The 25,407-nt window shown below is 67.8% G+C and carries 22 protein-coding genes; 11 read left to right on the forward strand and 11 right to left on the reverse strand.

Going from position 1 to position 25,407, the window contains the following annotated elements:
* Positions 1-69 precede the first annotated feature (69 nt).
* A complete protein-coding gene (locus OG804_RS06290) occupies positions 70-1,407 on the forward strand; it encodes a diacylglycerol/lipid kinase family protein (protein ID WP_328394813.1) in 1,338 nt (445 codons plus the stop codon).
* Positions 1,408-1,412: 5 nt separating this feature from the next.
* Here the strand turns inward: OG804_RS06290 and OG804_RS06295 are convergent, their stop codons facing one another.
* Positions 1,413-2,639, reverse strand: a complete 1,227-nt coding sequence (locus OG804_RS06295; RefSeq protein WP_328394815.1) for an oxygenase MpaB family protein — start codon at positions 2,637-2,639, stop codon at positions 1,413-1,415.
* A 66-nt stretch (positions 2,640-2,705) separates the two neighbouring features.
* On the opposite strand from OG804_RS06295, the gene hpnE reads away from it, so the two are divergent.
* From hpnE to OG804_RS06320, 5 genes are all read left to right on the forward strand, one after another.
* A complete protein-coding gene (gene hpnE / locus OG804_RS06300) occupies positions 2,706-4,082 on the forward strand; it encodes a hydroxysqualene dehydroxylase HpnE (protein ID WP_328394817.1) in 1,377 nt (458 codons plus the stop codon).
* 31 nt (positions 4,083-4,113) lie between these two features.
* Positions 4,114-4,761: a TetR/AcrR family transcriptional regulator gene (locus OG804_RS06305; protein ID WP_328394819.1), complete on the forward strand. Its 648-nt coding sequence runs from the start codon at positions 4,114-4,116 to the stop codon at positions 4,759-4,761.
* 153 nt (positions 4,762-4,914) lie between these two features.
* The gene (locus OG804_RS06310; protein WP_328394821.1) at positions 4,915-5,433 is read left to right on the forward strand and encodes an SRPBCC family protein; all 519 of its coding nucleotides are present in this window, start codon (positions 4,915-4,917) and stop codon (positions 5,431-5,433) included.
* Between the two features lie 289 nt (positions 5,434-5,722).
* Positions 5,723-7,321 carry a GMC oxidoreductase gene (locus OG804_RS06315; RefSeq protein WP_328394823.1) on the forward strand — a complete coding sequence of 533 codons (1,599 nt, stop codon included), beginning with the start codon at positions 5,723-5,725 and terminating at the stop codon, positions 7,319-7,321.
* 130 nt (positions 7,322-7,451) lie between these two features.
* The gene (locus OG804_RS06320; RefSeq protein WP_328394825.1) at positions 7,452-9,674 is read left to right on the forward strand and encodes an acyl-CoA dehydrogenase; all 2,223 of its coding nucleotides are present in this window, start codon (positions 7,452-7,454) and stop codon (positions 9,672-9,674) included.
* A gap of 19 nt (positions 9,675-9,693) precedes the next feature.
* On the opposite strand, the gene OG804_RS06325 is transcribed toward OG804_RS06320, so the two are convergent.
* The 3 genes from OG804_RS06325 to OG804_RS06335 all read right to left on the reverse strand — a co-directional run bounded on the left by OG804_RS06325 (position 9,694) and on the right by OG804_RS06335 (position 13,866).
* Positions 9,694-10,782: an alpha/beta hydrolase family esterase gene (locus OG804_RS06325; protein ID WP_328394827.1), complete on the reverse strand. Its 1,089-nt coding sequence runs from the start codon at positions 10,780-10,782 to the stop codon at positions 9,694-9,696.
* A gap of 136 nt (positions 10,783-10,918) precedes the next feature.
* A complete protein-coding gene (locus OG804_RS06330; protein ID WP_328394829.1) occupies positions 10,919-13,180 on the reverse strand; it encodes a glycoside hydrolase family 3 C-terminal domain-containing protein in 2,262 nt (753 codons plus the stop codon).
* Positions 13,181-13,314: 134 nt separating this feature from the next.
* Positions 13,315-13,866, reverse strand: a complete 552-nt coding sequence (locus OG804_RS06335; RefSeq protein WP_328394831.1) for a dihydrofolate reductase family protein — start codon at positions 13,864-13,866, stop codon at positions 13,315-13,317.
* 232 nt (positions 13,867-14,098) lie between these two features.
* Here OG804_RS06335 and OG804_RS06340 point away from each other — a divergent pair, with 232 nt between their 5' ends.
* Positions 14,099-15,112: a phage tail tip lysozyme gene (locus OG804_RS06340; RefSeq protein ID WP_328394833.1), complete on the forward strand. Its 1,014-nt coding sequence runs from the start codon at positions 14,099-14,101 to the stop codon at positions 15,110-15,112.
* Positions 15,113-15,307: 195 nt separating this feature from the next.
* Positions 15,308-15,964 carry an Rv0361 family membrane protein gene (locus tag OG804_RS06345; RefSeq protein ID WP_328394835.1) on the forward strand — a complete coding sequence of 219 codons (657 nt, stop codon included), beginning with the start codon at positions 15,308-15,310 and terminating at the stop codon, positions 15,962-15,964.
* A gap of 25 nt (positions 15,965-15,989) precedes the next feature.
* On the opposite strand, the gene OG804_RS06350 is transcribed toward OG804_RS06345, so the two are convergent.
* On the reverse strand, positions 15,990-17,135 hold the full coding sequence (locus OG804_RS06350; RefSeq protein ID WP_328394837.1) for a thioesterase domain-containing protein: 1,146 nt from the start codon (positions 17,133-17,135) through the stop codon (positions 15,990-15,992).
* An 861-nt stretch (positions 17,136-17,996) separates the two neighbouring features.
* On the opposite strand from OG804_RS06350, the gene OG804_RS06355 reads away from it, so the two are divergent.
* Positions 17,997-18,320, forward strand: a complete 324-nt coding sequence (locus OG804_RS06355) for a DUF4333 domain-containing protein (RefSeq protein WP_328394839.1) — start codon at positions 17,997-17,999, stop codon at positions 18,318-18,320.
* A 20-nt stretch (positions 18,321-18,340) separates the two neighbouring features.
* On the opposite strand, the gene OG804_RS06360 is transcribed toward OG804_RS06355, so the two are convergent.
* The 4 genes from OG804_RS06360 to OG804_RS06375 form a co-directional block, all read right to left on the reverse strand.
* Positions 18,341-18,646: a PE family protein gene (locus OG804_RS06360; protein WP_328394841.1), complete on the reverse strand. Its 306-nt coding sequence runs from the start codon at positions 18,644-18,646 to the stop codon at positions 18,341-18,343.
* 15 nt (positions 18,647-18,661) lie between these two features.
* Positions 18,662-19,906 (reverse strand): hypothetical protein, encoded by a 1,245-nt coding sequence (locus OG804_RS06365; protein WP_328394843.1) that lies wholly within the window; start codon positions 19,904-19,906, stop codon positions 18,662-18,664.
* Positions 19,906-20,220: a type VII secretion target gene (locus OG804_RS06370; protein WP_328394845.1), complete on the reverse strand. Its 315-nt coding sequence runs from the start codon at positions 20,218-20,220 to the stop codon at positions 19,906-19,908. The genes OG804_RS06365 and OG804_RS06370 overlap by 1 nt, the downstream gene beginning before the upstream one ends.
* Positions 20,221-20,364: 144 nt before the next feature.
* A complete protein-coding gene (locus tag OG804_RS06375; RefSeq protein WP_328394847.1) occupies positions 20,365-20,688 on the reverse strand; it encodes a hypothetical protein in 324 nt (107 codons plus the stop codon).
* Between the two features lie 319 nt (positions 20,689-21,007).
* Between OG804_RS06375 and OG804_RS06380 the strand changes: the two genes are divergently transcribed.
* Positions 21,008-21,985 (forward strand): GlxA family transcriptional regulator, encoded by a 978-nt coding sequence (locus tag OG804_RS06380; RefSeq protein ID WP_328394849.1) that lies wholly within the window; start codon positions 21,008-21,010, stop codon positions 21,983-21,985.
* A 256-nt stretch (positions 21,986-22,241) separates the two neighbouring features.
* Here the strand turns inward: OG804_RS06380 and OG804_RS06385 are convergent, their stop codons facing one another.
* A complete protein-coding gene (locus OG804_RS06385; RefSeq protein ID WP_328394851.1) occupies positions 22,242-22,532 on the reverse strand; it encodes a hypothetical protein in 291 nt (96 codons plus the stop codon).
* Positions 22,533-22,556: 24 nt separating this feature from the next.
* A complete protein-coding gene (locus tag OG804_RS06390; protein WP_328394853.1) occupies positions 22,557-22,871 on the reverse strand; it encodes a WXG100 family type VII secretion target in 315 nt (104 codons plus the stop codon).
* 787 nt (positions 22,872-23,658) lie between these two features.
* On the opposite strand from OG804_RS06390, the gene OG804_RS06395 reads away from it, so the two are divergent.
* Complete coding sequence (locus OG804_RS06395; protein WP_328394855.1) at positions 23,659-25,329, forward strand: hypothetical protein; 1,671 nt, start codon at positions 23,659-23,661, stop codon at positions 25,327-25,329.
* The last annotated feature ends 78 nt before the right edge of the window (positions 25,330-25,407 follow it).

Consider the following 25,407-nt stretch of genomic DNA (forward strand, 5'->3'; position numbering starts at 1 on the left):
CCACAGACGCACGACCCGCTCGCTCCTGATCACGCTCGTCGCCACCGCGCGCGATCCAGGGTCCGGACGGTGAACCGGCGCGATGATGTCGAACCCGGTGCCCCGCTCCGGCGCTGGGCGGCCCGGGCGGCGTTGCTGTTCGCCGTCGTGGCGGCCGCGCTGCCCGTACTGTTCGCCGGGGTGCTGGGCGCCCTCGGCCTGCTCGTCGTCGGGACCGGCGGCGTCGTGGTCACGGTTGCGGCACTGTACTGGTTCCTGACCAGGCGCGGAGTACTCAGAGTGGTCGCGCTCGCCGTCGCGGTGCTGGCCCCGGTCGTCGTGGTGGTGTTCTTCGTGCGCGCGCATCTGTTGTGGGTCGTCGTGCTCACGTGCGCGGCGGTGTTCCTGGCCCTGGTCTGCGCACGCGCCGCGTTGGGCGGGGGCGCACCGCCGTCGTCCGAGTACTCGTCCGCGCCGCCGCAACGCCCCTTCCTGATCATGAATCCGCACTCGGGCGGCGGCAAGGTCGAGAAGTTCGACCTGCGGCGCCGGGCCGAGGAACTCGGCGCCGACGTCGTGCTGCTCGAGGGATCCGCTCCCGTGGATGTGGCGGCGGTGGCCCGCCGGGCGGTCGCGCGCGGCGCCGACCTGCTCGGGGTGGCCGGAGGCGACGGGACGCAGGCCCTCGTGGCCGGGGTCGCCGCGGAACACCAGGTGCCTTTCCTGGTGATCAGTGCCGGAACGCGCAACCACTTCGCCTTGGATCTCGGCCTGGACCGCGGCGACCCGGTCGCCTGTCTCGACGCGCTGCGCGACGGCGTCGAGATCCGGGTCGATCTCGGCCGCGTCAACGGGCTGCCGTTCGTCAACAATGCGTCGTTCGGCGTCTACGCCGAAATCGTGCGCAGTCCCGCCTACCGCGACGACAAGACCGCGACGGTGCTGCGGCTGCTCCCGGACCTCCTGGCCGGGCATACCGGCGCCCGGCTCGTCGCGCGGATCGGTGGGACCGTCGTCGACGGGCCGCAGGCGATACTGGTGAGCAACAACCCGTACGGCACCGGCGATCCGGCCGGTCTCAGTCGCCGCGATCGACTCGACCGCGGCGTACTCGGCGCGGTGACAGTCTCGGTCGCGAATACTCGTGACGCCGTCGGCCTGCTGCGTCGTACCAACAGTCGCGGTCTGACGCAGCGGACCGCGACCGTGATCGAGGTCGAGAGCGACGCACCGCGGATTCCGGTAGGAGTGGACGGCGAATCGCTGCTCCTGCAGACACCGGTGCGCTGCGTCGTCGAAGCCGGTTCCCTGCGTGTGCGGGTTCCGCGGACTCGTCCCGGGATACGTTCTGCCGCACCGGTACTGGACTGGGTGCGACTCCGGGAACTGGCGAGACGACCGGAGCGCAACGCGCCACCTGGTAGCTGAGCCGGTCAGGCCGTGGCCTGTAGGTGGTGCGCCGACATTCCGACGGTGGCGGGGCCGGAGCCGACCAGGAGTCGCTGGAACGCCTCCTGCTCGCGCAGGCCGCGTTCTTCGGCGCGTGCACGGGCGGCGGGACTGATCCGAATGGCCGCGGTGCGGGCCAAGTTCACCGGAAGCCGCAGCAGCGGATACCACGGCGGCATATACGGCCACAGCCCGAGTTTGCGCATGGCGCTCGGCCCGAGATACATACTCGAGATCGACAGATGCTGGGCGCGGGCGATCCGGCCGCGCAGCCACGGCAGGTTCGGGTAGTGCCAGTCGAGCGGATCGTCGGCCATCGGCAGGGCGAGCTGGCGGGTGGTCTCGTCGGGGTTGGTGATGGCCGTCATGCAGTGGTACAGGATCCGGACACTGTCGCGGAAACCGGTGGGCAGCCACTCGTCCGAGACGCCCATGAGCCAGCCGACGTAGCGGGCCAGCTGCGCCGCAGCTTCCCGGTCGGCCCGGGAGGGGACGATACCCATGGTCATGCCGCCGATGAACGGGGCGATGAGTGCCCCCACCAGCGTCGCCGCCATATCCGTCTGGTTGATCGGCAGCCCCCAGGCGTCGCCGTCCCAGTCGGGCATCGCGCCGACGTGCCGGCGGACCAGGGAGTGGACGAAGCGTACGTGCAGCGTGGACCGATAGCCGGGGCCGAACTTCTCCATCCCGTTCTGGACGTCGAGCGCCCACTGCATGGTTTCGGCGAACCGCTGGGCGGGCCCTTTTTCCAGCGCGCCGGTCCGCAGCAGCGTCTTGTTGAAGCCGGAGGCGAGATAGCCGCCGAGGAAGGAGACGTCGCGGGCCAGGTACAGACCGTCGTAGCCGCCCCGGCGCAGCACCTGCTCGCCGTGGCGCAGTGTCCGCTCGTTCACCCAGGGTGGTGTCGTTTCGACCGCGGCGAAGAAGGCGCGCAGCGGCGCCGGAGCATCCGGGACGGAGTCGATGCCGGTGTGCAGGGCCTGCTCGAAAAGCGGCCGGGTCGTGGCCATGCCGGTGGTGAGCATCCAGTCGACCAGTGCGTCCATCGGCTCGTCGCCGACCAGCAGGGACGTACCCATGGCCGCCCACTGTTCGGCATCGGGTGCGCCGATGCCCATGAGCATGGCGAACGGACGCAACCCGGGCACCTCGACCGGGGCGGCGGGATGTCGGGTGGGGACGTTCGCACCCGTGTTCTCGGAACCCATGAAACAAATGTATTGAGTGAGTTACATTGTGTCAATCAGCAGGTTCGCGATGTCTGGGAGAAGCAGATGAACGATGTCCGTCGGCATATCGTGATCGGGGGTGGTCTCGCGGGCCTCGCCGCCGCCGTGTGGCTGGCCGAAGCGGGGCAGCAGGTGACTCTGCTCGAGCGGCGCGCTCGGCTGGGCGGGCGTACCCAAGCGATGGCGGTCCCCGAAGTCGGCGATACTCCGGACAACGGCCAGCATGTGGTCGCCAGCGGGTACCGCAGCCTCTTCCGATATCTGGAGAGCGTGGGTACCCGCGAATATGTAGAATTCCCGGGCGGCGGCACCCTGCGCTGGCCCGGCGGGCGCGCGGTCATGTTGCATACCAGAGGGTTTCGCGCCGTCAAGACCCTCTTGGGCGCGCATCCCGACGCCGGCGTCCTCGACCGTCTCCGCGCCCTGCGCGCGACCGCGCGATTGGGCCGGCAGGCACTGTTCCAGCCCGCCGACCTCGCCGACATCACCACCGAACAGTGGTTCGAGCGGGTGGGTATGCCCGCGAAAGCCCGGGAGGCGCTGTGGGATTGGCTGGCTCTCGGCATCGCCGCCGAGCCGGTGCAGCGGGAATCCGCCAAGGTTTTCGCCGACGTCCTGGCTACGGGGATTCGAATCGGGGCGCAGGACCGGGTGGGTGTCACCATCGGCTATCCCACCGTGGACCTGGACACCCTCTACATCGCCGGCGCCGAGAAGGCGTTCGAGAAATACGGTGTCGATATCCGCTACCGGACGGTTGCTCGAAAGGTCGTGATCACGGACGGACTGGTGACCGGTGTGCAGTTGGCGGACGGCACCGAGATCCCGGCGGACGCGGTGGTCTGCGCGGTGCCCAATTCGCGGATCCACGGTCTGCTCGACGATCTGCCCGAGCACGCGGAAATCTACGCGGCCGCGGACAAGTTGGGTGTCACGCCGATCGTGAGCACCAATCTCTACCTGGACCGGCCGCTGCGGACCGAATCCGCGATGGAGGCGCTGATCGGCGGCGCCGGCGTGATCGACGAAGTGTTCGACCGGCAGCGCATGCACGGCCGGGCACCCGCGGGCGCCTGGCTCTATTGCCTGACCACCAGCGGTGCCTACGAGCAGATCCACAAGAGCAACGACGAGATCATCGAAGAACAGTTCGCGCTGATCCGGCGCTACTACCCGGAAGCCGCGCAGGCGCGACTGGTGCACGCGCAGGTCGTGAAAATGCCGAAGGCCACTTTTTCGCAGGTGCTGGGAACCGCTGGGCTGCGTCCGGACCAGCGGACATCGGTTCCGAATCTGGTGCTGGCCGGTGATTGGACCCGGACCGACTGGTCGGCCACCATGGAAAGCGCCGCGCAGAGCGCGGAGCGGGCGGTGGCGGCGCTGCTCGCCCACGTCGCAGCGCCCCGGGGCGGCCGACGATGACACAATGAAACACGGTCTAAAATTCCGATACATGTTCCGGAGCTATGACGAAGTCGACGAGCGGATTCTCGACGCGACCCTGGGGCGGATTCTGCAGGTCGGGGTCCGGCGGAGCAGCCTCGACGATATTGCGCGGCGGTCCGGGGTGAACCGGGTCACGATCTATCGGCGCTTCTCGGGCAAGGACAATCTGATCGAGGCCGCGCTGTCCCGGGAGATCGGCCGGGTGCTCGGGGAGGCGACCGCCATCGCCACCGCCACCTCCGGAATCGATGCGCAGATAGAAGAGACCGTCCTCTATATCCTGCGGCTCACCCGTACGCATCCGCTGGTGACCCAATTGCTGGCGGTCGCCCCGGAGGAGGCGCTCGGTTTCTATACCGTGCGGGGTCAGGAGATGGTGTCCCAGGGCATCGAATACATCGTGGGTGTGCTGGAAGCCGGTCAAGAACAGGGGATGCTCGCCCGATACGATCCGCGGCCGGTCGCGGAACTGGTTGCCCGGATGGCGCATTCGCTCATGCTGACACCGACCGCGGGTGTGGACTTCGACGACGAGGATGCCGCGCGGGGTTTCATCCGGGCCGCGATCGTGCCGCTGATGAGATACGGCATCCGGTCCGGGCCGGAGGAAGATGAGGCCGCGGCCGGCGGGCGGCTGGGGGCCGGGTCGACTTAGCGCCGGCAATGCGTGCACCCACTGCGAGTAGCGGCGCTGGGAGTGCGCTGCCGTTCGCCGGCCCCGGCTGGACCGGTACTGTCCGCGGCGCCCGGCGGCCGCCGCGGCGGAAATCTAGGATCGACGGCAATCGCGCCGATAAGGAGTGCAGTCGTGGTGAAGATAAGCCGGACCGTCGAGGTGTCCGACAGCATCATCGTGGACACGGATCCGGAGACCGCCTACGACGCGGTGACCGATGTGACGCAGATGGGCCGGTGGAGCCCGGAGAACACCGGCGCGGTGGTGCCCGAACCCGGACGGCCGCCCTATCCCGGAATGACCTTCGTGGGGTCCAACCGGCGCGGCCCCATGCGCTGGCACACCGGCTGCACGGTGACTGTGGCCGAGCGCCCGAGCCGGTTCGTCTTCGAGGTCCGGCGGTGGGGTCTGTGGAAGCCGAGCTTGCCGGTGGCGGTGGCCACGTGGGAATACCGGTTCGAGCGTGTGGCGGAGGGGACCCGGATCACCGAGGCCTGGTACGACGACCGGACCGGCTGGCCGGATACGCCGGCGCTGTGGTTCGACCGGGTCGCCACGGGCAAGCGGGGGTTCGCCGAATTCCAGAAGGGGAACATCCGCCGCACGCTGAAACGGCTGAAGCGGGAACTCGAGACCGCACCGCGCCCGTGAACAATGCTCCGACCAGCGCTGGACTAGTGTCCAGGTCGTTTCCTTCGAGTTAGCGGAAAGCTCGCTGACCTGGTGTGATAAGGGCTTTCAAGATCTAGGTCCGACAGTTGGGCGAGCGACCGATAGGTTCTTGACACTCGCTGTGACATGTATCTATTTTTGAGCCCGCCCGGGGGAAGCTCCACGGGCACTCCGTTCGTCGGCTGTCCGGGTCGTCGCGTCCGCAACGATGCGGCGGCGGACGATGCTCGGCGCGGAGTCGTGTGCACAGCTGTTTCGGAGGTCGGTCTTGTCCGCAATTTCACGGCGCACTTTCCTGGGCGGTACGACCGCGGCGGCCGGTATCACGCTCGCGGGCGCGGGATTCGCCGCGGCCGATCCCGCCGCCCGGGCGCCACGGCGGCGCACACCGGTCGCGCGCGAAGAACATCGGGTGATCGTGATCGGTTCCGGGTTCGGCGGCGGAATCGCGGCGTTGCGCCTGGCCCGCGCCGGCGTTCCGGTCCTCCTGCTCGAACGCGGCAAGCGCTGGGCCACCGGGCCCGACGCGGACACCTTCGCCAGCCCGACGTCGCCCGACAAGCGGATGCTCTGGTACGGCTCCGACCCGCAGCTGTTCGGGAAGCCGGTCTCGTTCGAGCCCTACACCGGGCTGCTCGACGCGGTCGTCGGCGACAATATGACGGCGCTGTGCGCGGCGGGTCTGGGCGGCGGTTCGCTGCTCTATCAGGGGATGTCGCTACAGCCGTCCGAAGCGGTGTTCAATACGTACTTCCCACAGGAACTCGATTGGCGCCGGATGGACCGCGTCCACTATCCGCGGGTCGCCTCGATGCTGAAGTTGGCCGTGGCGCCGGACGAGCTGATCGCTCACCCGAACTACAAGGCCGCGCGGGTCTTCGCGCGGAACGCGGCGGCGGCGGGTCTGCCGGTGTCGAAGATTCCGATGCCCATCGACTGGAACTACGCACTCGCCGAGACGCGCGGCGAGATGCGAGCCGCGTACTCCGACGGCGCCGGCGCCTTCGGCGTGAACAACGGCGGTAAGCATTCGGTGGACGTCACCTATGTCGCGGAAGCCGAGGCCACCGGGCTGGTGGACGTTCAGGTGATGCACAACGTCACCGATGTGGAACGAGGAGCCGACGGCCGCTGGATCGTCCACGTCGACCGGACCGACGAATCCGCCCGGGTGCTGGAGCAGAAGATCCTCACCACCAAGGCGCTCATCATGGCCGCCGGAAGTCTCAACACCACCGAATTGCTGATGCGGGCGTCCGGCAAGGGACTGATCCCGGATATGCCGGACGAACTCGGTGCGGGCTGGGGCACCAACGCCGACCGGATCTACACCTGGACGAGCCTGGCCGAGGACTTCGGCGCGAAACAGGGCGGGCCGGTCGTCTACGGCAGCCTGAACTGGGACGATCCGGCGACCGCGCATACCGTGATCCAGGCGTCGATTCCGCCGCTGGGCATGGACGCCCACACCACGATGCTGGTCGGCTACGGCGTCAGTGCGGCGCGTGGCCGTTTCGTCTACAACTCGGCCACCGATACCGCCCGGCTGTCCTGGCCGGCCGACGGCGACGCGGCTATCCAGTACGGCCAGATCGAGAAGACAGTGCACAAGGTGGCGGGTCCGGCGTCGGTGATCGGCGACACGAACCGGGCGTTTCCCTCGACCTGGCATCCGCTCGGCGGTGCGTGCATGGGCGCTGTCTGCGATCTCGACGGCCGGGTACACGATCAGCCCGGTTTGTACGTGCTCGACGGCGCCCTGCTCCCCGGTAACTCCGGTGCGTGCAATCCCTCGATGACCATCGCCGCGGTGGCCGAGCGGGCGATGGACAATCTGGTCGCGCAGGATGTGGGTTCGGCCATCTGAGGAACCGGGGTGGGCTGTTCGCCGGGGGAATTCGGGGTGAGAGGTCCCGAATCCCCGCGCCGCTAGTAGAACGTGTTCTAATCTGGTGGTCCCGCGAATGCCGCGGGAGCCCGCCCGAGCCCCGACCGGAATGAGAACCGTGCCTGTTGCGCTGACCGCCGACCAGGCGGCACTGGCCGAAACCGTCGCCGGATTCGCCGACCGCCATGCCGGTCGCGAGTACACCCGGAAGAACACCGGCAGCCTGAAACAGGGCGCGCGGCCGGAATTCTGGTCCGGCCTGGTGGCGCTCGGGCTGACCGGTGTCCATCTACCGGAAAGCGTCGGGGGACAGGGCGGCACACTCGACGACTTGGCAGTGGTACTCGACGAATCGGGGCGCGCTCTGCTGCCCGGGCCGCTGCTTCCCACCGTCGTGGCGAGCGCGATACTCGCCACCGCGGCCGGAGTTGCGACCGCCGACGCCGCGCTACGCAGGTTCGCCGACGGCGCCACCGGCGCGGTGATCCCACCGGAGCACGCCGTCGCGGTATCCACCGGATCCGACGGCGCGCGGCTCACCGGCGAGACCGGCCTGGTGCTGGGCGCGGCCGCGGCCGAACTGCTCGTCGTCGCCGGGACGGACGGCGCGCAGACCCGGTGGTTCCTCGTCGAACGCTCGGCGCCGGGTGTCGAAGTCGAGGTGCGGGACGGCGCCGACCTGGGCCGCGATATCGGTGTGGTCCGCTTTCGTGAGGTATCCGCCGGTGTGCCGGTAGATCTCGACACCGGGCGGGCCGGGGCCGTGGCGGTGGCACTCGCGGCCGTAGAGGTCGCCGGCGTGATCCGCTGGTGCGCCGATACCGCCACCGCCTACGTGAAATCGCGTACCCAGTTCGGTCGCCCGATCGGCGCCTTCCAAGCCGTGCAGCATCGCACCGCGCAGTTGCTGATCACCAGCGAGTTGGCCGCCGCGGCGGCCTGGGACGCGGTGCGCGGCCTGGACGACGACGCCCGGCAGCGTACGCACGCCGTAGCCGGCGCGGCGCTGACCGCGCTCGGCAACGCCGTGCACGCCGCCGTGGAATGCCTGGGCCTGCACGGCGCCATCGGGTTCACCTGGGAACACGATCTGCACCTGTACTGGCGCCGGGCGATCTCCCTTTCCGGGCTCGCCGGACCGGCCGAGTCGTGGGAACTGCGGCTGGGTGAGGCCGCCCTGCACGGACCGCGTAACTTCGCCGTACCGCTGCCGGAGACGGATCCGTCCTTCCGCGAGTGGGTTTCGGAGATCCTCGACCGAGCGGCCGGGCTGGACAATCCGGGCCCGTCGAAGATCGGCGACCAGGATTCGGTGAACCCCGGCCCGCGTCGCACCCTGCTGGCCGACAGCGGACTGGTGTCGCCGCCGATGGCCCAGCCCTACGGGATCGAGGCCGGACCACTCGAACAGTTGATCCTGCAGGACGAATACGACCGGCACGGTATCGCCCAGCCGTCCATGGGGATCGGGCAGTGGGTGGTGCCGATCGTCCTGCATCGCGGCACGTCCGACCAGCTCGCCCGGCTGGCGGGCCCGGCGCTGCGCGGCGAGGAGATCTGGTGCCAGTTGTTCAGCGAACCGGAAGCCGGCTCGGATGTCGCTTCGCTGAGCCTGCGTGCCACCCGCGTCGACGGCGGCTGGGAACTGAACGGGCAGAAGATCTGGACCACGCTCGCCCATCGCGCCGACTGGGGTCTGTTGCTCGCCCGCACCGATCCGGAGGCCGAACGCCACCGGGGACTCACCATGTTCCTGGTCGATATGCACGCAGCCGGGGTGGAGGTCCGTCCGATCACCCAGGCCAGCGGTGACGCCGAATTCAACGAGGTCTTCTTCGACGGCGCGTTCGTACCCGACACCATGGTCCTGGGCGAACCCGGTCAGGGCTGGACACTGACCCTCGAGACCCTGGCCCAGGAACGCCTGTTCATCGGCGGTGTCCGGGATCCCGGACACAACAAGCGCCTTCAGGGCATCATCGAACGCGCCGAGTACGCGGGCAGCCGGGCGGACGCGGTGCGCACCCTGGGCCGGATCAGCGCGCGCGGCGCGGCGATCTCGGCGCTGAACCTGCGGGAGACGATCCGCCGCCTCGACGGTCAGCCGGTGGGGCCGGCCACCAGCATCGCCAAGGCCGCCGCGTCCATGCTGCACACCGATGCCGCGGCGGCGGCGCTGAACCTGATCGGTCCGGCCGCGGCGCTCGGTGCGGCGCTCTCCGAGCCGGTGCACCATGAGCTCGATATCCCGACCTGGATCATCGGCGGCGGGACGCTGGAGATCCAGCTCAACACGATCGCGACACTCGTGCTGGGGTTGCCGCGCAAGTAGCCGCGGCCACTATCCCGGCTCAGGCCTGCATCGGGTGCGTGCGGAAGAAATCCCAGATGAGCGTGGTAGCGCTGATCGAGTCCGTATCGTTTCCGACCAGCGCGCCCGGGAAGATCTCCGATCGGGTGCCGAACCAGATGTGGCCACCGCCGAGGATGGACCACAGTTCCACCTCGGCGCCGGCCGGGCACGGGTAGAAAGTGCGGACCACATCGTCGGCGATCCGCTGTTCGGTCGCCTCCGCACCGCATCCGTTGCGGTGGGCCCAGGCCGCCGCGTTCTGTGGGATCGATTGCGGGCCCGGCCCTTCCACATCGGGTCGCTGATGCCGCGGGTCCGCGGAGCCACTGCCGTCCGGCGACGGCAGCAGCCGCGCGTTCGGGCCGGTGCCGCCCTCATAGGCGACGATCGGATCCGCCGTGCCGTGCAGCGCGATCACCGGGATCGGGCGGGCGGGAGCGCACCACGCGAAATCGGAGAGGCCGGCGACCGGCGCGATCGCGGCGATCCGGTCGGCGAACTGGCATCCCAGCGACGACGTGGTGAAACCGCCCATGGACAGACCGGTGGCATAGATTCGCCGCGTGTCGACGCACAGTGTCGACTCGACCTGGGTGAGCAGATCACCCAGGTAGCCGATATCTGCGGACCCCTGATCGAAATCCCATCGGGGCAGGCCGGGGCGCAGCAGTTGCGGTGTGACGGTGATGAATCCGTGCGCGCGGCCGTAGGCGCCGAATTCGGTGCTGGTGTGCTGGATGAACACGGGCTCGAGGTATCCGTGCAGATCCAGGACCACCGGCAGCGGTCGATCCGCATCGGCGGGCACGTCCCGCAGGTAGACGCCCGAAACGCCGCGCGAGGCGAAGAGCACCGGCTCGACACCCGCCTGCGGCGGCGCGGCGGCGCAGCCGGCCGAGGGGACCGGCGGATCGACCGGATCGGAGGGTGCGCTCTGCGCGGGACCCGGCGCGGCGAGGGACAGCACGGCGATCGCGGTGACGATCAGCACCGATCGCCGGCGAGGTCGCGCGTCGGCGGGGCTGTGGGTGTGGCGATTCCGGCCCGGGATCACCCGGCGCACGGCAGAAGTCAGAAAGCTGGACACGAGAACGATGATCGCAAATTTGGGCAGCACGATTGTCCGAATGGCGGGTCAGCGCTCGCGAATCGCCACGGCGCCCGTGTGTCGACACCGGCATTCCCGGGCCGGCCCGCCGGATTCATCGGTACCGGGTTCCTGTTCAGGCGTTCGCGCGGTCGAGCAGACCGTCGAGTTCCGCAGCGGTCATCAGGCCGCCGAAGCTGAGTGCGAGCCGTCCGATGGGGATCGACGCGATCATCCGCGCCATATCGACTCCCAGATCGGCTCCGGCAGCGGCGCCTCGATCCCCGAACAAGGGCTGCAGTTTCGCACCGAGCTCCGGACCTGCGATCGGGTGGGCCATGACCTCGGCAAAGGTCGATTCCCGGGTGAGCGGCACGGAGAAGGAGTCTCCGGTGATCGTCACGGTGGCCGCCACCCGCAGATCACGACTGGAGGAACCGATGTGCACGGTGTAATCACCGCCTTCGACGACCCATCGGCCGGCGGGTTCGTTCCAGTACGCGAACTCCCGGCGCGGAATCCGCACGGTGACCTCCTGCGCCGCACCGGGTTCCACGACGACCGGTGCGAACCCGCGCAGTTCGCGCGGCGGCCGGAGTACGGCCGAGGCGGCGAGACCGGTGTACACCTGCACCACCTCGCGACCCGGTCGGGCGCCGGTGTTGGTCACCCGCACGGTGACCGATACACCGTCGGCGTCGGCGGCCACCCGGGGCTCGGAGTAGTCGAAGGTCGTATAGGACAGGCCGTGCCCGAACGGGTACGTGACCCCGAGTTCGCGACGGTCGTACCAGCGGTAGCCGACGAAAATCCCCTCCCCGTACCGGACGTGCCCCTGTTCGCCGGGGAAGTTGTCGTAGGCGGGGACATCGGTGAGCCGGATCGGCACGGTCTCGGTCAGCCGGCCGGACGGGTCGGCGGCGCCGAACAGCAGATCGGCGATCGCGCCACCGGCGGCCTGCCCGAGGAGCGCGGCATCGAGGATCGCGTCGGCGGCGTCGACGAGGGGAGCCAGCCGCAGCACACTCCCGTGCGCGAGCACCACGACCACCCGGGATTGCACCGCGCGCACGGCGTGCAGGAGTTCCCTCTGGTCGGCGGGAAGGTCGATATGGTCGCGGTCGAATCCTTCGGACTCCTGCGCGGCCGCCAACCCCAGGAACAGCACCGCGACGTCGGCCTGTGCGGCCGTCCCGACGGCTTCCGTGCGCAGTTCCGCTGCGCGGGAATCGGATTCGGTGTCGAATCCGCGGGCGTGGGTTACCGTCGCCGAACCGGCCAGGACGCGGATCTCGTCGAGTGGGATATCGACGCGGGTGGCGTTCACATGCGAGGATCCGCCGCCCTGATAGCGCGGCGCGGTGGCGAACTCCCCGAGAACCGCGATCCGACCGCTCGGTTCCAGCGGTAGGACATGGTGGTCGTTCTTCAGCAGCACCGCGCAGCGGCTCGCCACGGATCGGGCGAGCGCGTGGTGGTCGTCGACCTCCCAGACCGTGCCGGGGCGGGCGCTCCCGGTCGCGCGCCGGGCCAGCGCGGCTATCCGGCCCGCCGATCTCGCGAGAGCCGCCTCGTCGAGGGAACCGTCGGCGACCGCGGCCGCGACCCGATGGTCGCCGGTCTCGTCGGCGCCGGGCATCGTCAGATCCAGTCCGGCGGCGACCGCGGCGACCCGGTCGTCCACGGCGCCCCAATCGCTCACGACCGCCCCCTGGAATCCCCATTCGCCGCGCAGGACCTCGGTGAGCAGCCAATGATTCTGCGCCGCGTACACGCCATTGATCTTGTTGTAGGAACACATCACCGTCCACGGCGCGGCCTCCCGGACCACGTGCCCGAACGCGTGCAGATAGATCTCCCGCAGCGGCCGCGGATCGACATCGGAACTGGACGTCATCCGCTCGTGCTCGGTGTTGTTCGCCGCGAAGTGTTTCAGCGACGCACCCACCCCCTGCTGCTGGAGTCCGCGCACCCAACCGGTGGCCAGCGCGGCGGTGAGCCGGGGGTCCTCGGAGTAGTACTCGAAATTCCGGCCGCAGCGCGGGTCCCGTTTGATGTTGATCCCGGGACCTAGCACGATCTGCACCCCGGCAGTCCGGGCCTCGCGACCGACCGCGGCGCCGACTTCGGCGGCCAGGTCCGGATCCCAGCTCTGACCCAGTCCCACCGCGGGCGGGAAACAGGTCGCCGGAATGCTCGGCCCGATACCCAGCGCGTCACCGCCCTGGTCGGGATCCTGATGTCGCAGCCCGTGCGGGCCGTCCGACACGGTGATCGACGGAATATCCCGGACCGGTTCGGTCGACCAGAAGTCCTGTCCGCTGCCGAGGCGGGCGCGTTCCTCGGTGGAGAGCGGGGCGATCAGATCCTCCGGGGTGGCTGCGACCGGGTCCGGCATGCGGTTCCTCCTGAGGGTTCGGCACTGGTCTCGAACCTAGCCGGTGCGAGCGCGCCCGTGGTGGATACGACCAGCGCGCCGCCACCGGACCGGCCGTGACGCCGGGCCGGCCGGTCCCGTGCGGGCGCGCCGGGTCAGGACCGCGCCGGGCCGTAGTTCAGATGCACCACGCCGTTCGCGTACACATCGTGGGCTTTGAGGGCGAGCTTCGTCGCGTCGACGCCGTCGGCGAACAGTCTCTCCCCTTTGCCCAGGGCGATCGGGTACACGAACAGGTGCAGATCGTCGACGAGTCCGTCCGCGAGCAGCGCCCGCACCAGCGTGCCGCTCCCGCTGATGTAGATGGTCCCGTCGATCTCGTCCTCGAGCGTGCGGATCGCGTCGGCGTCGTACGCGCCGAGCCGCTTGCTGTTGGACCATTCCGCCCGGGGTTCGCCCGCGCCCACCACGTACTTGACGGTGTCGTTGAAGAACGGAGCGCCCGGATCGTCGTCGACCGTGCGGGTGGACCAGGCCGGCGCGAACATCTCGAATGTGTTGCGGCCGAGCAGGATTGCTCTCGCGTCCCCGGTGATCGTGGCGAGGGTCTCGCCCATCTGCGGCTCGAAGCCGAATTCGAAAGTCCACGAGGGGTCTTCGTACACCCCGTCGAGGGAGATGAACTCGTGAACGGCGATGGTTCCCATGACGATGTCCTTCCTGGCCGCCGGAGCGGGCTGCGTATCGTTGGGGCTGCCGGTCCGTCCGTGTTCGGGCGGTTTGCCGGGCTTGCACGAGTAGACGGGGTGTGTGTGGCAGATTCATCGGTGTCCGGCTCCACCCGGAACCCCCCCCATTCTCACCAGCGGGAGCACCTGATGTCGCTGCGAGGTGGAATTCTGTTATTTAGGTGGAGGCATAGCGGCGAGGATGGTGGAAATGGCCCCCAAAGAGGACTGGACGCTCCATCGTCCGCGTAACGCTCCGATTCTCAATCCCTATGTGGACTACACGGAGAAGGTGCTCAAGGCGCTGGAGGGCGGGCTCGGGGACAAGAGCGCGAAGACCCTCACGCCCGCCGAGCTGGTCAAGAAGGGCGAAGGACGTCCCGGTGCCAGCGAACTGGGGGACAAGTACAAACTGAAGGGCGACCAGGTCGAGGAGTATCAGCAGGACTGGTACGCACTCGACGACCAGATCGGCTTTATCGCCGCCCACGCGGCCGACGACGCCAATGGGGTGACCGAGGAGTTCGAGGAACTACGCGATTCGGCCGTCGAGATCACGAAGAACGTGCCGGATGATCCGACCCCCTCTCGGCAGCTCGACGCGGTCAATGCCATCGACAAGGCGGTCGGTGACGCCGTCGACAAGGTCTACGTCGCCTACGCCGCGCTGGAAGGCAAGTCCGCGCAGGTCCCCGAGGACTGGTCGGGCGGCGGTGGCGGTGGTGGCGGGTCGCCGTACTTCCCCGGACTCACCGATACCAGCGGCGCGTACAGCGGCGAATCGGCCCAGCCCATCGGTGCGGGCGAGAAGGCTGACGTGCAGGCTATGTATCAGTATCTGATCGATCACTACGGATTCACCCCGGAGCAGGCCGCCGGGATCCTGGGTAACCTGCAGGTCGAATCCGGGTTCGACACCGGTGCGTACAACCCGAACGAAGGCGCGATCGGTCTGGCTCAGTGGCTCGGCGGGCGCCGCGAGAATCTGGAGGCCTTCGCGGGCGGCCGCGAAGGCGGCGTGACCAGTTGGAAGAACCAGATCGACTTCATGATGCACGAACTGAACGGAAGCGAATCGGGCGCACTCGGCAGACTCCGTCGGACCTCGTCGGCCGGTGACGCGGCCGCGGTCTTCGATCAGTACTACGAACGCAGCTCCGGAGAGGCCAGGGGGCAGCGCATCGCCAACGCGAACAGCATCGCGAATTCGATGGTGTCGGCGTAGCGATCGGCGTCCGCGCCCGGTCCTACCTCTTGATCGTGTAAAAACTTGCCCAAAGCCGTTCCGTCGCAATATTTCTCTGTCCGAGCCCAGGTGGGCCGGTGCTAGTGTTAACGCCGCATCGCCGTGGGGGAATCAGTGTGAGGACGCGGCGCCACTGGGGTGACGCGCAGGCAAGTAAGGGAAACAGGCTACCGAATGGGTCACCCGCAACAACCCAACCCGTACCAGCATCAGCCCGGTCAGCCGCCTCCGGCGGGCGGGCCGTACCCCGGACAGCCGTATCCGGGACAACCGCATTACGGGCAGCAGTATCCGCCCGGTCCACCGCAGTTCGGCGCCCCGGGCTACGGCGGGCCGCCCCGCCAGTCCGGAGGTAACGGCGGCAAGATCGCGCTGATCGTCGGTGGCTGCGCAGTCGTGCTGATCGCACTTGGAGTGGGTGCGTTCTTCCTGTTCGCCGGTGGCGGCGGCGCGGTTGTCGGGGGCGGCTACGACGACCCGCGCGATGTGGCGCAGGCCTGGGTGGATCAGAAGGGTGATCCGAAAGATCTGGTGTGCGCGGCCGACCTGGACGAGATCTCGCAGTACGAGCAGCAGAGTCCGGCGAAACCCACCGCGGTGCCCGATACCGATCTGCCGGAATCGACGTCGACGCTGAAGAGCGTGGACGTCGAATCGGGGAGCAGCTCCGGGACGTTCACCATGGAGATGACGATGTCGGTCATGGGTAACGAGAGCACCTCGACCGCGACCTACGATCTCGTCGAAGAGGACGGCGACTGGAAGGTGTGCGGGATCCTCGATCCCGATATCGAATTCGATGACTCCGGTTTCGGTATCGGCGGCCCGTAGGAGCGCCGAGCGGGCCGGGGCGCGTTCAGTGATCTCGTAGAACCTCGGCGATCCGGGCCAGTCCCGGCGCCGAGGTCATCTGCCAGTGCGTGGTCGGGACCGCATGGTGGTGGAGGGTTCCGTCGACGAGCGCACGCCACGCTCGCGCGCCGGTACCGGGGCTGCGCTGGGTGGCGCTGAAGTAGACGACCTCACCTCGGTAGACGGGGGCGCGATAGGCGTCGCGTAGCCGGATCGAATGCCCGACGGCGTCCCGCAGACGTTCGAACCGATCGGTACCGAGTGAGGCCAGCGGCTCGGGCAGCCGGGCCAGCACGGCGGCCGGATCGAAATCGTCCAGCGTGCCGAGATCGCCCGGGTCGTCCTCGAGGAGGCCGCCGAGGACCTCGGCGAGCGAGACCGGTGCCGCCGGTGCGTCCGGATCGGACAGGTAGCTGTCCATGATGCCCAGGAACGCGACCTGTTCTCCCGCGCGTTGCAGCCGGACCGCGATCTCGTGCGCGAGCAGGCCGCCGAACGACCAGCCGAGCAACCGGTACGGACCGCTGGGCTGGACCGAGCGGATCAATGTCGAGTACAGGTTCGCCCAGGATTCGATGGAACCGGGCAGGTCGGCGCCCGGAGTGAGCGCCGGCGACTGCAGGCCGTAGACCGGGAGATCGGGCTCGAGATGGGCGGCCAATCCGGCAAAGGACCAGGCGAGTCCGGTGATCGGGTGGATGCAGAACAGGGGTGCGCTGGAGTGTCCCGGGCGCAACGGCAGCAGCGTGTCGAAGGCGCTGCGGTCCACGATGTCGCGGTGTTCCGGTCGCGGCTCCGACCACCCCATCCCGCGTGCGGTGAGGAGTTCGTCGATCCGGCAGGCGAGCGCGATGACCGTGGGCGCTTCGGAGACCAGCCGGGCCGGTAGCTCGATGTCCAGGGTGCCCCCCAGCCTGATCGCCAATTGTTCGGCGAGCATCGAGTTACCACCGAGGTCGAAGAAGTTCTCGTCCAATCCGATGCAGGCGGTCGGGTTCGCTCGCGTGGCGGTGAGGCAGGTGGTCCGGGTCCGGTAGGTCGGGTCCCGGTGGAGCAGGACGGCGGCGAAAGCATCGGCTACCAGCTGTTCGCTGGACGTGCTGGGCATCCGGAACGGGCGGTGGCAGGCGGCGGGCCGAATTTCTGTCATCGTGGCCATCTGCGCTCTACCAACTCTCTGCCGGGATCGATCGGCACTGCGGCCGCGAGTCCGGAAGCGCTGGCGCCGCCCGGGCCCCAACCGACTGTGCGGATGGGACATTAGCTGACCGATGTCCCGGCCGGGGGTCGTCCCCGAGGAATTCATCGGTGAGCGGGCGCTCGGTTACCGAGCATTCGTGGTGTCTGGAACGTGAATATTTGACATAACCCCAGCTCGTCGGCGCTGCGCTTGGTCGAATGCAGGCTTGCTTATGAGATTCAAATCTCATTTTTAATGACCGGCTATTGTTAACGAAATTGTTCGGACTCGTGACGGCTCCGGGTGCTGACGAATCGTTGCTCCCGGGCGTGCGTGGCGCCGCGGGGCGCGGGAGACACGTGCGTGCGAGCCGGATATCGATGTTCCGGCCTGCCGATCGAATCCGGTCTTGGATGACTCTGCCACGGCTGCCGCCGATCCCTGGTCGCGGTCGGTTGCTCAGGATTCGCTACGTAGTCGCGCGAGAGCATCTGCGGCATCGGCGTGGTGCGGGCACTCGGCGCGGGCCGGGCAGCTCATCCGCGCCGACCGGGTTTCGGTTGCACCGCCCGGGCGCGTGCCGAAGGTACGGGCGAGGTCCCCGACAGTGTCGTTCGGCGGCGAACCTTGATAAGTGGCGATCAATGTCGTTCCGCCTATCGTCGCCGGGTCCGGTTCGGGTCGCAGATGGCACACAATCGGTTGCCGCACAAAGGAATCAATAAGGTAACGCCAAGCGGCGGCAGGCATTCTCGGAGTGATCAATTCCCGATTTCTCCGGTACGAACTCGGCGCGGCAGCGGGATTCGTCATCTTTCACAAGGAGTTTCCGTGCGAATCACCGCACTCCCGGTGCTACTGGCCGGCGGTAGTGTGCTGTTCCTCAGCGCCTGCCTCCCCGTGCTGAGCGGTACCGCTCATTGCTTCGGACAGGTAGATCTCGAACGCACGGTCGAACATGTTCTGGAACAAGAGGGCACAATGGAAATACTTGTGGTCGATTGTCCGGACTCATTGCAGATTCGAACCCACGCCTTGACCCGCTGCCTGCTGCACACTGGCGACGGTTCACTGATCGGGGTGACCGTCGAGGTTGTCGAAGCAGTGGGCGATCGGGGCCGGATCGACGTAGCGGTCGACGACGCGGGGTCCTGACCCGCGGGTCTTCCGAACGGCTACCTCGTAGGCCGGGCCGTGCGGAATTGCTCGGTGTTCACCCGTTCCATCTCGATCATTCTGTCGGATTGGGCGCGGACCGTCGCGGCGAGTTTGCGCAACTCGTGCACGAGAAGCCCGCCGGCCTCGCCGAAGGAGTCGGCGACTCGGCACAGGGTCTGAGCGGCCTGCACGGAAACCTCGTCGCAGCCGGCCGGTTCAGTTCCCAGCTGCGGCCCGTCGTCGCGTAACGCGGTCTCGAGTAGGTCGGCGAGCGCATCGAGGTCCCGGACGGCAGCCCGAGCCTGATCAGGATCGTATTCCATGGTGTCCTCCCCGTTTCACAGTGTCAGTGCCTTGTCGGGCGACGGCCCGTCCAGCGCTGATCCAGGTGCGGTGCCGGCGGCGCCGATCACCGGTGGGGTGGCCGTATCGACATCGCCCACGACTTCGTTGCCGTGCTGCCCCGTGATCAGTTGTCCTTGCAGTTCGCTGATCGTCGACTCCCCGGCGCTGCGCGCCGTCCCCGCGGGCACACCGCCGCCGGGCAGGAACCCCGGACCACCACTGCGCATCGGCGACCCGGCAGGGGAACTCCCTGTGGATGTGGCGGCGGACGCCGCGGTGGCGCCGGTGCTTCCGGACGCTGGGGCACCGGTCCAGGGCGCCAGCGGCCGCACCGGGGAAGAAGCGCTCCCGCCGATGGTGAACATCGGAACTCCGCCGCCCGGGGCGCCGCTGGGGTATGTGGCCGATGTGTGTTGTGTCAGTGCGGAATCCGTGAGTTCGCGGGGCCGCGATCTGGCGAGGCTTTCGGCAGCCGCCTGGGCGCCCGTGGTAGCGGCGCCGACGATGCTCGGCACCAGCTGCACCACCTGGGAGAGGAGCTGTACGGCCGCATCTGAGCCAGGGGCGTCGGTGACCGGGACCTTGGCGCCGGTAGCGGTCATCTCCGCACTGTGCGCGGTGAGTTCCGCCCGGGTCGTCCCGACTACAGCCAGTGCCTCGGCCAACGTTTCCGCCGACATGGCCGCCAGGAACACCTGTCCCGGCGGGGTGCCGACGAACGGTGCGGCCGCCGCGACCGAGGAGAGGAATTTCGCGATGATCGCCGACAATGCGAAAGACCCCCGGGCGACCGAACCCGCGGCCACGGCGACCTGTTGGGATGTCTGCGCACCCTGTGCCCCGACGGCGGCGCTGTCCGCGCCTACCTGCGCCTGCTTGGCCGCCGCGCCGTCCGCACCCGCGCCCTGCCACGACCCCGCGGCCATTTGGATTGCGGACGAGCCGACCTGGACCGCCATCTGTACCACCGAGGACACCTGGGACAGCGCCTGCACGGGGTCGACTTCCGGTGCGGCGGGGAATCGGCCGGTCCCGAAGCTGCTCGCGAGGTCGGTGAGCGGTCGGGCCAGCGCCGACAGATCGAGTGCGGGCATCGGGAATTCCGGCAGCGGCGGAATCTCCGGTAGCGGCGGCAGGCCCATATCCCGCAGGACCTGATCGATCGGCTTGTCCATGACCGGGCCGACCGGACTCGACCTCAGCGCATCGAGAATGGTCTGGTCGAGAGGTCCGGACATCAGAATCCGCCGACCATACCGAGATCGGCGGCGGAGTGGTGTTCGGCGGCCTCGTAGGCGGCGGCGCTCCGGTGGGCGGTGACGGCGGTGGCCGCGTGCACGCCCGCGATCTCGTTCACCGACAGCATGGTGTTGGTCTGTGCGACGGCGAATGCCGCGAGAAAGTCCTGGCCGATCAGCCCGAACACCGGGACGGCGGCAGCGATGACCGCCGCCTGGTTCATGGCGCCCGCGGCGGCGACCTCGAAGGCCGTCGCGGCTGCGGAATCGCCGTAGCAACGGATCGCATCGGGTACTGCGCGTAATTCGGACATGGTGGGACCCCCGTCGCATTCGGAAATACGTTGATCGTAAAAGTTTCCCGATCAACGTACCCCGAATTCAATGGAAATCGCTGTGGCGCAGGCTCAAATATCAGTCAAGAATCCCGATCGAAACCAGTTCGGTCCGCCGAGTATTTACACTCGGCTGATATTTCCGGTGGCGTGCAATCGTGAATTGCCGGAATCGTGAGCATCGGAGGTCTGCGCCGAATGCCGGCGAGTGAGCCGCTGGGCGGGCACCCAGCGGCTCGCGAGGAATGTCCTGGCCCGCCCGGTGGGGCCGGGACCGCGTTGCGGCCGAGCGGGTTCCGCCGAGATGGACGACCAAGCGGTCATGGGCAGTGGGGCGCTGCGGTCGGGGATCTCGGTCTCGTGTGGTTCGGGCCAGAGCAAGGCGGCGAACACGATGCCGATATCGGCACATACGACCACCGCGGCCGCAATCTGCAAACCGGTCATCGATCCAACCTGTGCCTTCCATGACTATGGGTCGAGCGGAGCGTGGTCTCGGCCGTGACCGAGTGACCGCGCCCGGAAAGGATGGGCAGAGCGTATCGAGAGCGATAGCACGGTGCCGAGTGCCGGATGCGACAAATATGGGGTGGTTTCGGCCACCGATCAGCCTCTGTCCGTCCCCCGGACGGGCGGATCGGTTCGCTACCCGGCGAGTCGCCACCGTGCCTCGGGTCGGGTGCCCCGCGTTGACGGACCTCGAGATCACGGGCGATGTGCGGGGTGGGATATTGCCGGGCGCGACATATTCAATACGATTCCCGGCATGCAGCTGGCGGTATTCGTCGTGGACGGTGTGGCAGATTTCGGCTTGAGCGCAGTGCTGGAGGCGTTCGATATGGCCGACGCGCTACGCGCGGACATGGAACGACCCCCCGCGGAGTGGACGATCCACACTGTTTCACTCGGCTCGAGCGCGAAATCGTCCCGCGGCCATATCATTCCTACGACGCCACTGTCCGAATTATCCGGGCACCCGATCGATACCTTGATTGTTCCAGCGGTGAACGTGCTCGGGGCGACGGCGCTCGTCGATCTGGTCTCCGATGCAGTGAACGGACCCGTGCTCGACCAGATTCGTGGTGCGCATGCGGGCGGTGTGCACCTGGCCGCCGCATGCACCGGGACGTACTTTCTCGCCGAGGCCGGTGTGCTGGACGGCTCGCCGGCCACCACCAGCTGGTGGCTCGGTCCGAACTTCCGTCACCGCTACCCGCGGGTGCGTCTGGACGAAACCCGAATCCTGTGCCACGGCGACCAGGTCACCACCGCCGGCGCCGTACTGTCGCACCTCGACCTGGCGCTGTCGCTGGTGCATCGCGCCAGTCCCGACCTCGCGGAACGGGCCTCGCGATTCCTCGCCCACGGGAATCGGGCCAGTCAGTCACAGTTTGTGATCCCCGAGGTCATGGCCTGGGGGAACCCGCTGATCGCGGCATTCGAACGGTGGGTGCGTGAACACATATCCGACCAATTCCTCATCGCCGCGGCCGCCCGCGAACTCGGAGTCACCGAGCGCAGCCTGCAGCGCGCGGTCCGGGCCGATCTGGCGATGTCGCCGAAGGACTTCGCCGACGATATCCGGCTGGAGCGGGCGGTGTACCTGCTGCGTTCCACCACGCTGACGGTCGACGCGATAGCCTCGGAGGTCGGCTATCTCAGCGGGGGCGCGCTGCGCGCCTTGATCCGGCGCCGGCGTGCTCTCAGCGTCGCCGAGATCCGCGGCAGCCGTGCCATTCGGTGAAAGGCTGACGAGCGTCCGAGCAGCACAGTTCTTCGCACTGGTCCGTAGCGGCCGGACGGCGGAGGTCACGGCCTTCGTCGTCCGGCCGCATCCGGGTGGCGGCTCGGGATCGCCGCCTTTGTGCTGCTCGATGTCGGTTATCCGTGATCTCGTCTCGGCGCGGCCGCAATCATGATCAGGTCCGCGCCGATCCGCTGCTGGGTCCTATCGAAACCGGACGACGGCCTGGTAACGGCTTTCCTCGGGTCCGGCGAGCTCAGGCGAACATAGCACGGGCGGCCGCGTCGGCATCGAATGCATTGTTCTGCGCGGTATCCGCACCCTTTCTGAGACCGGTGAGATTTGCTACCGTGTTGTCGAAGTCGACGTTGAATTCGTCGAGTTCGATGCGGACCCCCTCTGCGGTGTCACTTCCCGCGAGTGCGATGTCGATCATGTTGTTCGTTGCATTGGTCAGATTAATGCGGGCTTCTTCGAGTCTCCCCAAAGCCGTACTCAGATCGGAATCGAGTGCCGCGAACGTCTCTCTGTTGTACGCGAGATCCATTTCTGCTCCTGGTCGGATGATGTTTCAGTGGGCGAGGGTGGTGTAACTGGTGACAGCTGCGATGTTGTCTTTTTCGGCGGTGGTCAAAGTCCCCACAGCCGTACCGGACCGATCGGTGAGATCATCGAGAGTGGCCAGAAGTTTGGAGAAGCCGTCCCCCCAGTGATCGGTTCCGCCGAAGAATGCTTTGCGCGCGTCCCCCCACCAGCCGTTGCCGGTGTTGTCCACGGCCCCTGCGACATATCGGATGATCGCCCGCATCTCATCGGCGGCGTCGTAGAAAGCGGTGATCGATCGACTCGCGGCGGCCTCGTCGACGGAGTAGCCTTGCGTTGCCATTGTCATCTCCTTTGGTGTGCGAATTCGGCGGTGCTGCCCAGCTGGGTACGGCACCGTAATCGGTGGTGACGTTGTGAACTCATGGTGTCGGCCACCTCCTGATGTGCGACCCATCGATCGGCGTGGCGCTCAGCTGGGGCTTTCGATGATCGTTGCTCGGGACGGCTGTCGCGGGGACCGGATGATCCGGTGAAACGATGGGGGTCTCGATCCGCCGAAGAATCGCCGTGGTAGCGGATCGCATCGAGTGCGGCCGACAGCTCGGGCATGGCGGGACCCCCGGTGGCTTTCGAAATGGCATAGAGTCGTGGAAACGTCACAACCAACGTACCTCGATCATGACCGGATTCGGTGTCGTGCAGGCTCAAGACTGAGTTAAGTTGTTCCAGCTCGCCGGCGCACCGAATATTTACATTCGCCTGACATTCTCCGCGGCGGCGACACCCGGCGCCCCGGAATTCCGGGTGCCGGAGAGCTTCGAGAGTCGGGGAGGACGTCGCTGATCGATTGCCGGGCTTTTTCTCGAGTGCAAGCGGAATTCTGTTCGGTCGACCAGTTGCCCCCGCGGGGTGTATCGATCGAACGGCTGACCGTCGCCTACCGCTTCACCACGAATCGGGATATCAAGGGAACGTAAGCAAACCGATCGTCGGTGGTCGTTCTGTTGACAGTCGCACTCGGTAGTGGCTGAACTTGAAATCCAGGTATCGGAGAAATCGGCTGCGGCCCGACCGCGGCCGATACGGAGTACGGCCTCGATCGGAAAGGTCAAAGGGGTTCCCAGAGCATGGTGGATCAGGATGATGCGAACGGTTCTCCAGATGTTGCGTTCACCCTCCACGAAGCCGAGACGCTGGACGGGAACGGGGGAACGGGCGCGGCGGGGGAGTATTCCGATTCCGCGGATCCGGTCGAATCCGGGAGCCGGGCAGATCCGGTGTCCCAGGATCCGGCAGGCGCGGATGCTGGGCAGCCGGCCGATGACACCTCCGGGGCCACAGAGGGCAACGCCGGTGTCCCGGCAGTGTCTGCCGATGCCGATGCCGATGCCGGTGCCGATCGGTCCGATGAGGCGGGTGGACCGGATATCTTCGAACGGATCGTCGATGAGTTGGTGGCTGCGGCGCCGCCCGCGTGGGATCGGCTGTACGCGGAATTCGCGGTCACCGTCTCCGTCGATTCCGCGCAGGCGGTCTTCAGCGCCGACGGTGTCGAAACTGTCGGCACCGTACCGAAATCCGCCATCGAGGCGGTCCGCGCGTACCGGGACCGCTCGGTGGTACCGGGGCGAGGTCCGTGGTGGCGGCTGCTGATCCACGCTACCTCGGATCGGGTGATCGAGATCGACTACGACTATGGGGCCGAACCGTTTCCGGACGATCAGCTCTTTTCCACCGAGACCTATCGTGAGGATCTGGAGGTCTATCCGCGCGAACGATTGCCGGTGTGGTTGGCCGCCTATATCGGACACGCGGGACGGCAGGCTCGCAGCCCGCAACGGGCCGCGGCGTCAGCGCGGGCCGATCGCGCCGCATCGGTATGGTCGGAGCTGGTGGAGAACGAATTCCCGCCGTTTCCCGTGATGTGGGCTCGCTGGGCCACGCTTGCCGCCGCTTTCGTCGCCTGCGGATCGGAATGGGGGCCGCGGATTCTGCCGTCGTCGGGCTGGTTCGAGAGCGCCCGCCGTAGCGGAGCGACCTTGTATGTGCTGCCCGGTGATCGGGCCGTGCTGTCGGGAGGGGTGTGGCACGCTCCTACCCTCGACCAGGTCTACAACGGCGGCGACGCCATGCCGAAGTTCTTCGCGGGAGCACCTGAATGGGTCGCCGACCCGGTGCTGAATTCGCGTGCCGCGTCGGGATTGCTGTCGTTCTGTTATTGGTGGGACGCCGGCCGCTGGTATCGGGGCGAGTCACCGGCGGCCGACGACTGCGCACCGGCCGTGCCCGGGGTCTGGACCGGCGGGACCGTGGCCGATATCGCCACTCGCGTGGTGTCCCGGTCACGGGATACCGCAGGAAGATCGGCGGTGGCAGCGCTGGTGTCGGCCGCGGAGGCCGGGTCGGTGAGCGAGGAGACGGTGATCGCCGCATTCGGCGGCGCGGGGGCGACAGATGTGGACGGTGCGCTGTTCCAGTTCCGGTTGGCCGGTCTGGTGGCGGAGGCCATGGTCGCACTGCCCGCGGGATCGGCTCTCGCCCGAGTGCGGCAATACATTCGAGGGCGCGGACTGGACACCAGCGGGTATTCGCTGGACGAACTCGTGGCGGACCGGCTCGACTGCGGGTGGATGGTCCACGTACCGGTGCCGCGGGGGGAGCTCGCCATCGGCCGGGCGATCTTCTATATCGCGGACGACGGTGTGCTGGAGCCCTCGTCGTCCTCGATCCCGCCGGCACGGTTCGTCGTCGAATTCGAGCGGCGATTCGAGCAGCGGCGGCGGGGGGTGCGGTCATGAGTCGGTCCGAGGGTGACGTCACAGCGATCGGTCCGCCGCGTCGGCGGGTCCACTGGGTCGGCTCGGGCTCGTTGCCCG

Source organism: Nocardia sp. NBC_00416 (assembly GCF_036032445.1).
GTDB lineage: Bacteria > Actinomycetota > Actinomycetes > Mycobacteriales > Mycobacteriaceae > Nocardia.

Bases quoted from the DNA above. Each gene is read 5' to 3' on its own strand.
- OG804_RS06350 (WP_328394837.1), bottom strand. From the start codon at position 17,135: ATGACAGAAATTCGGCCCGCCGCCTGCCACCGCCCGTTCCGGATGCCC.
- OG804_RS06340 (WP_328394833.1), top strand. From the start codon at position 14,099: ATGGCCCCCAAAGAGGACTGGACGCTCCATCGTCCGCGTAACGCTCCG.
- OG804_RS06320 (WP_328394825.1), top strand. From the start codon at position 7,452: ATGAGAACCGTGCCTGTTGCGCTGACCGCCGACCAGGCGGCACTGGCC.
- OG804_RS06380 (WP_328394849.1), top strand. From the start codon at position 21,008: ATGCAGCTGGCGGTATTCGTCGTGGACGGTGTGGCAGATTTCGGCTTG.
- OG804_RS06345 (WP_328394835.1), top strand. From the start codon at position 15,308: ATGGGTCACCCGCAACAACCCAACCCGTACCAGCATCAGCCCGGTCAG.
- OG804_RS06375 (WP_328394847.1), bottom strand. From the start codon at position 20,688: ATGACCGGTTTGCAGATTGCGGCCGCGGTGGTCGTATGTGCCGATATC.
- OG804_RS06395 (WP_328394855.1), top strand. From the start codon at position 23,659: ATGGTGGATCAGGATGATGCGAACGGTTCTCCAGATGTTGCGTTCACC.
- hpnE (WP_328394817.1), top strand. From the start codon at position 2,706: ATGAACGATGTCCGTCGGCATATCGTGATCGGGGGTGGTCTCGCGGGC.
- OG804_RS06335 (WP_328394831.1), bottom strand. From the start codon at position 13,866: ATGGGAACCATCGCCGTTCACGAGTTCATCTCCCTCGACGGGGTGTAC.
- OG804_RS06295 (WP_328394815.1), bottom strand. From the start codon at position 2,639: ATGGGTTCCGAGAACACGGGTGCGAACGTCCCCACCCGACATCCCGCC.
- OG804_RS06390 (WP_328394853.1), bottom strand. From the start codon at position 22,871: ATGGCAACGCAAGGCTACTCCGTCGACGAGGCCGCCGCGAGTCGATCG.
- OG804_RS06305 (WP_328394819.1), top strand. From the start codon at position 4,114: ATGTTCCGGAGCTATGACGAAGTCGACGAGCGGATTCTCGACGCGACC.
- OG804_RS06385 (WP_328394851.1), bottom strand. From the start codon at position 22,532: ATGGATCTCGCGTACAACAGAGAGACGTTCGCGGCACTCGATTCCGAT.
- OG804_RS06330 (WP_328394829.1), bottom strand. From the start codon at position 13,180: ATGCCGGACCCGGTCGCAGCCACCCCGGAGGATCTGATCGCCCCGCTC.
- OG804_RS06365 (WP_328394843.1), bottom strand. From the start codon at position 19,906: ATGTCCGGACCTCTCGACCAGACCATTCTCGATGCGCTGAGGTCGAGT.
- OG804_RS06360 (WP_328394841.1), bottom strand. From the start codon at position 18,646: ATGGAATACGATCCTGATCAGGCTCGGGCTGCCGTCCGGGACCTCGAT.
- OG804_RS06370 (WP_328394845.1), bottom strand. From the start codon at position 20,220: ATGTCCGAATTACGCGCAGTACCCGATGCGATCCGTTGCTACGGCGAT.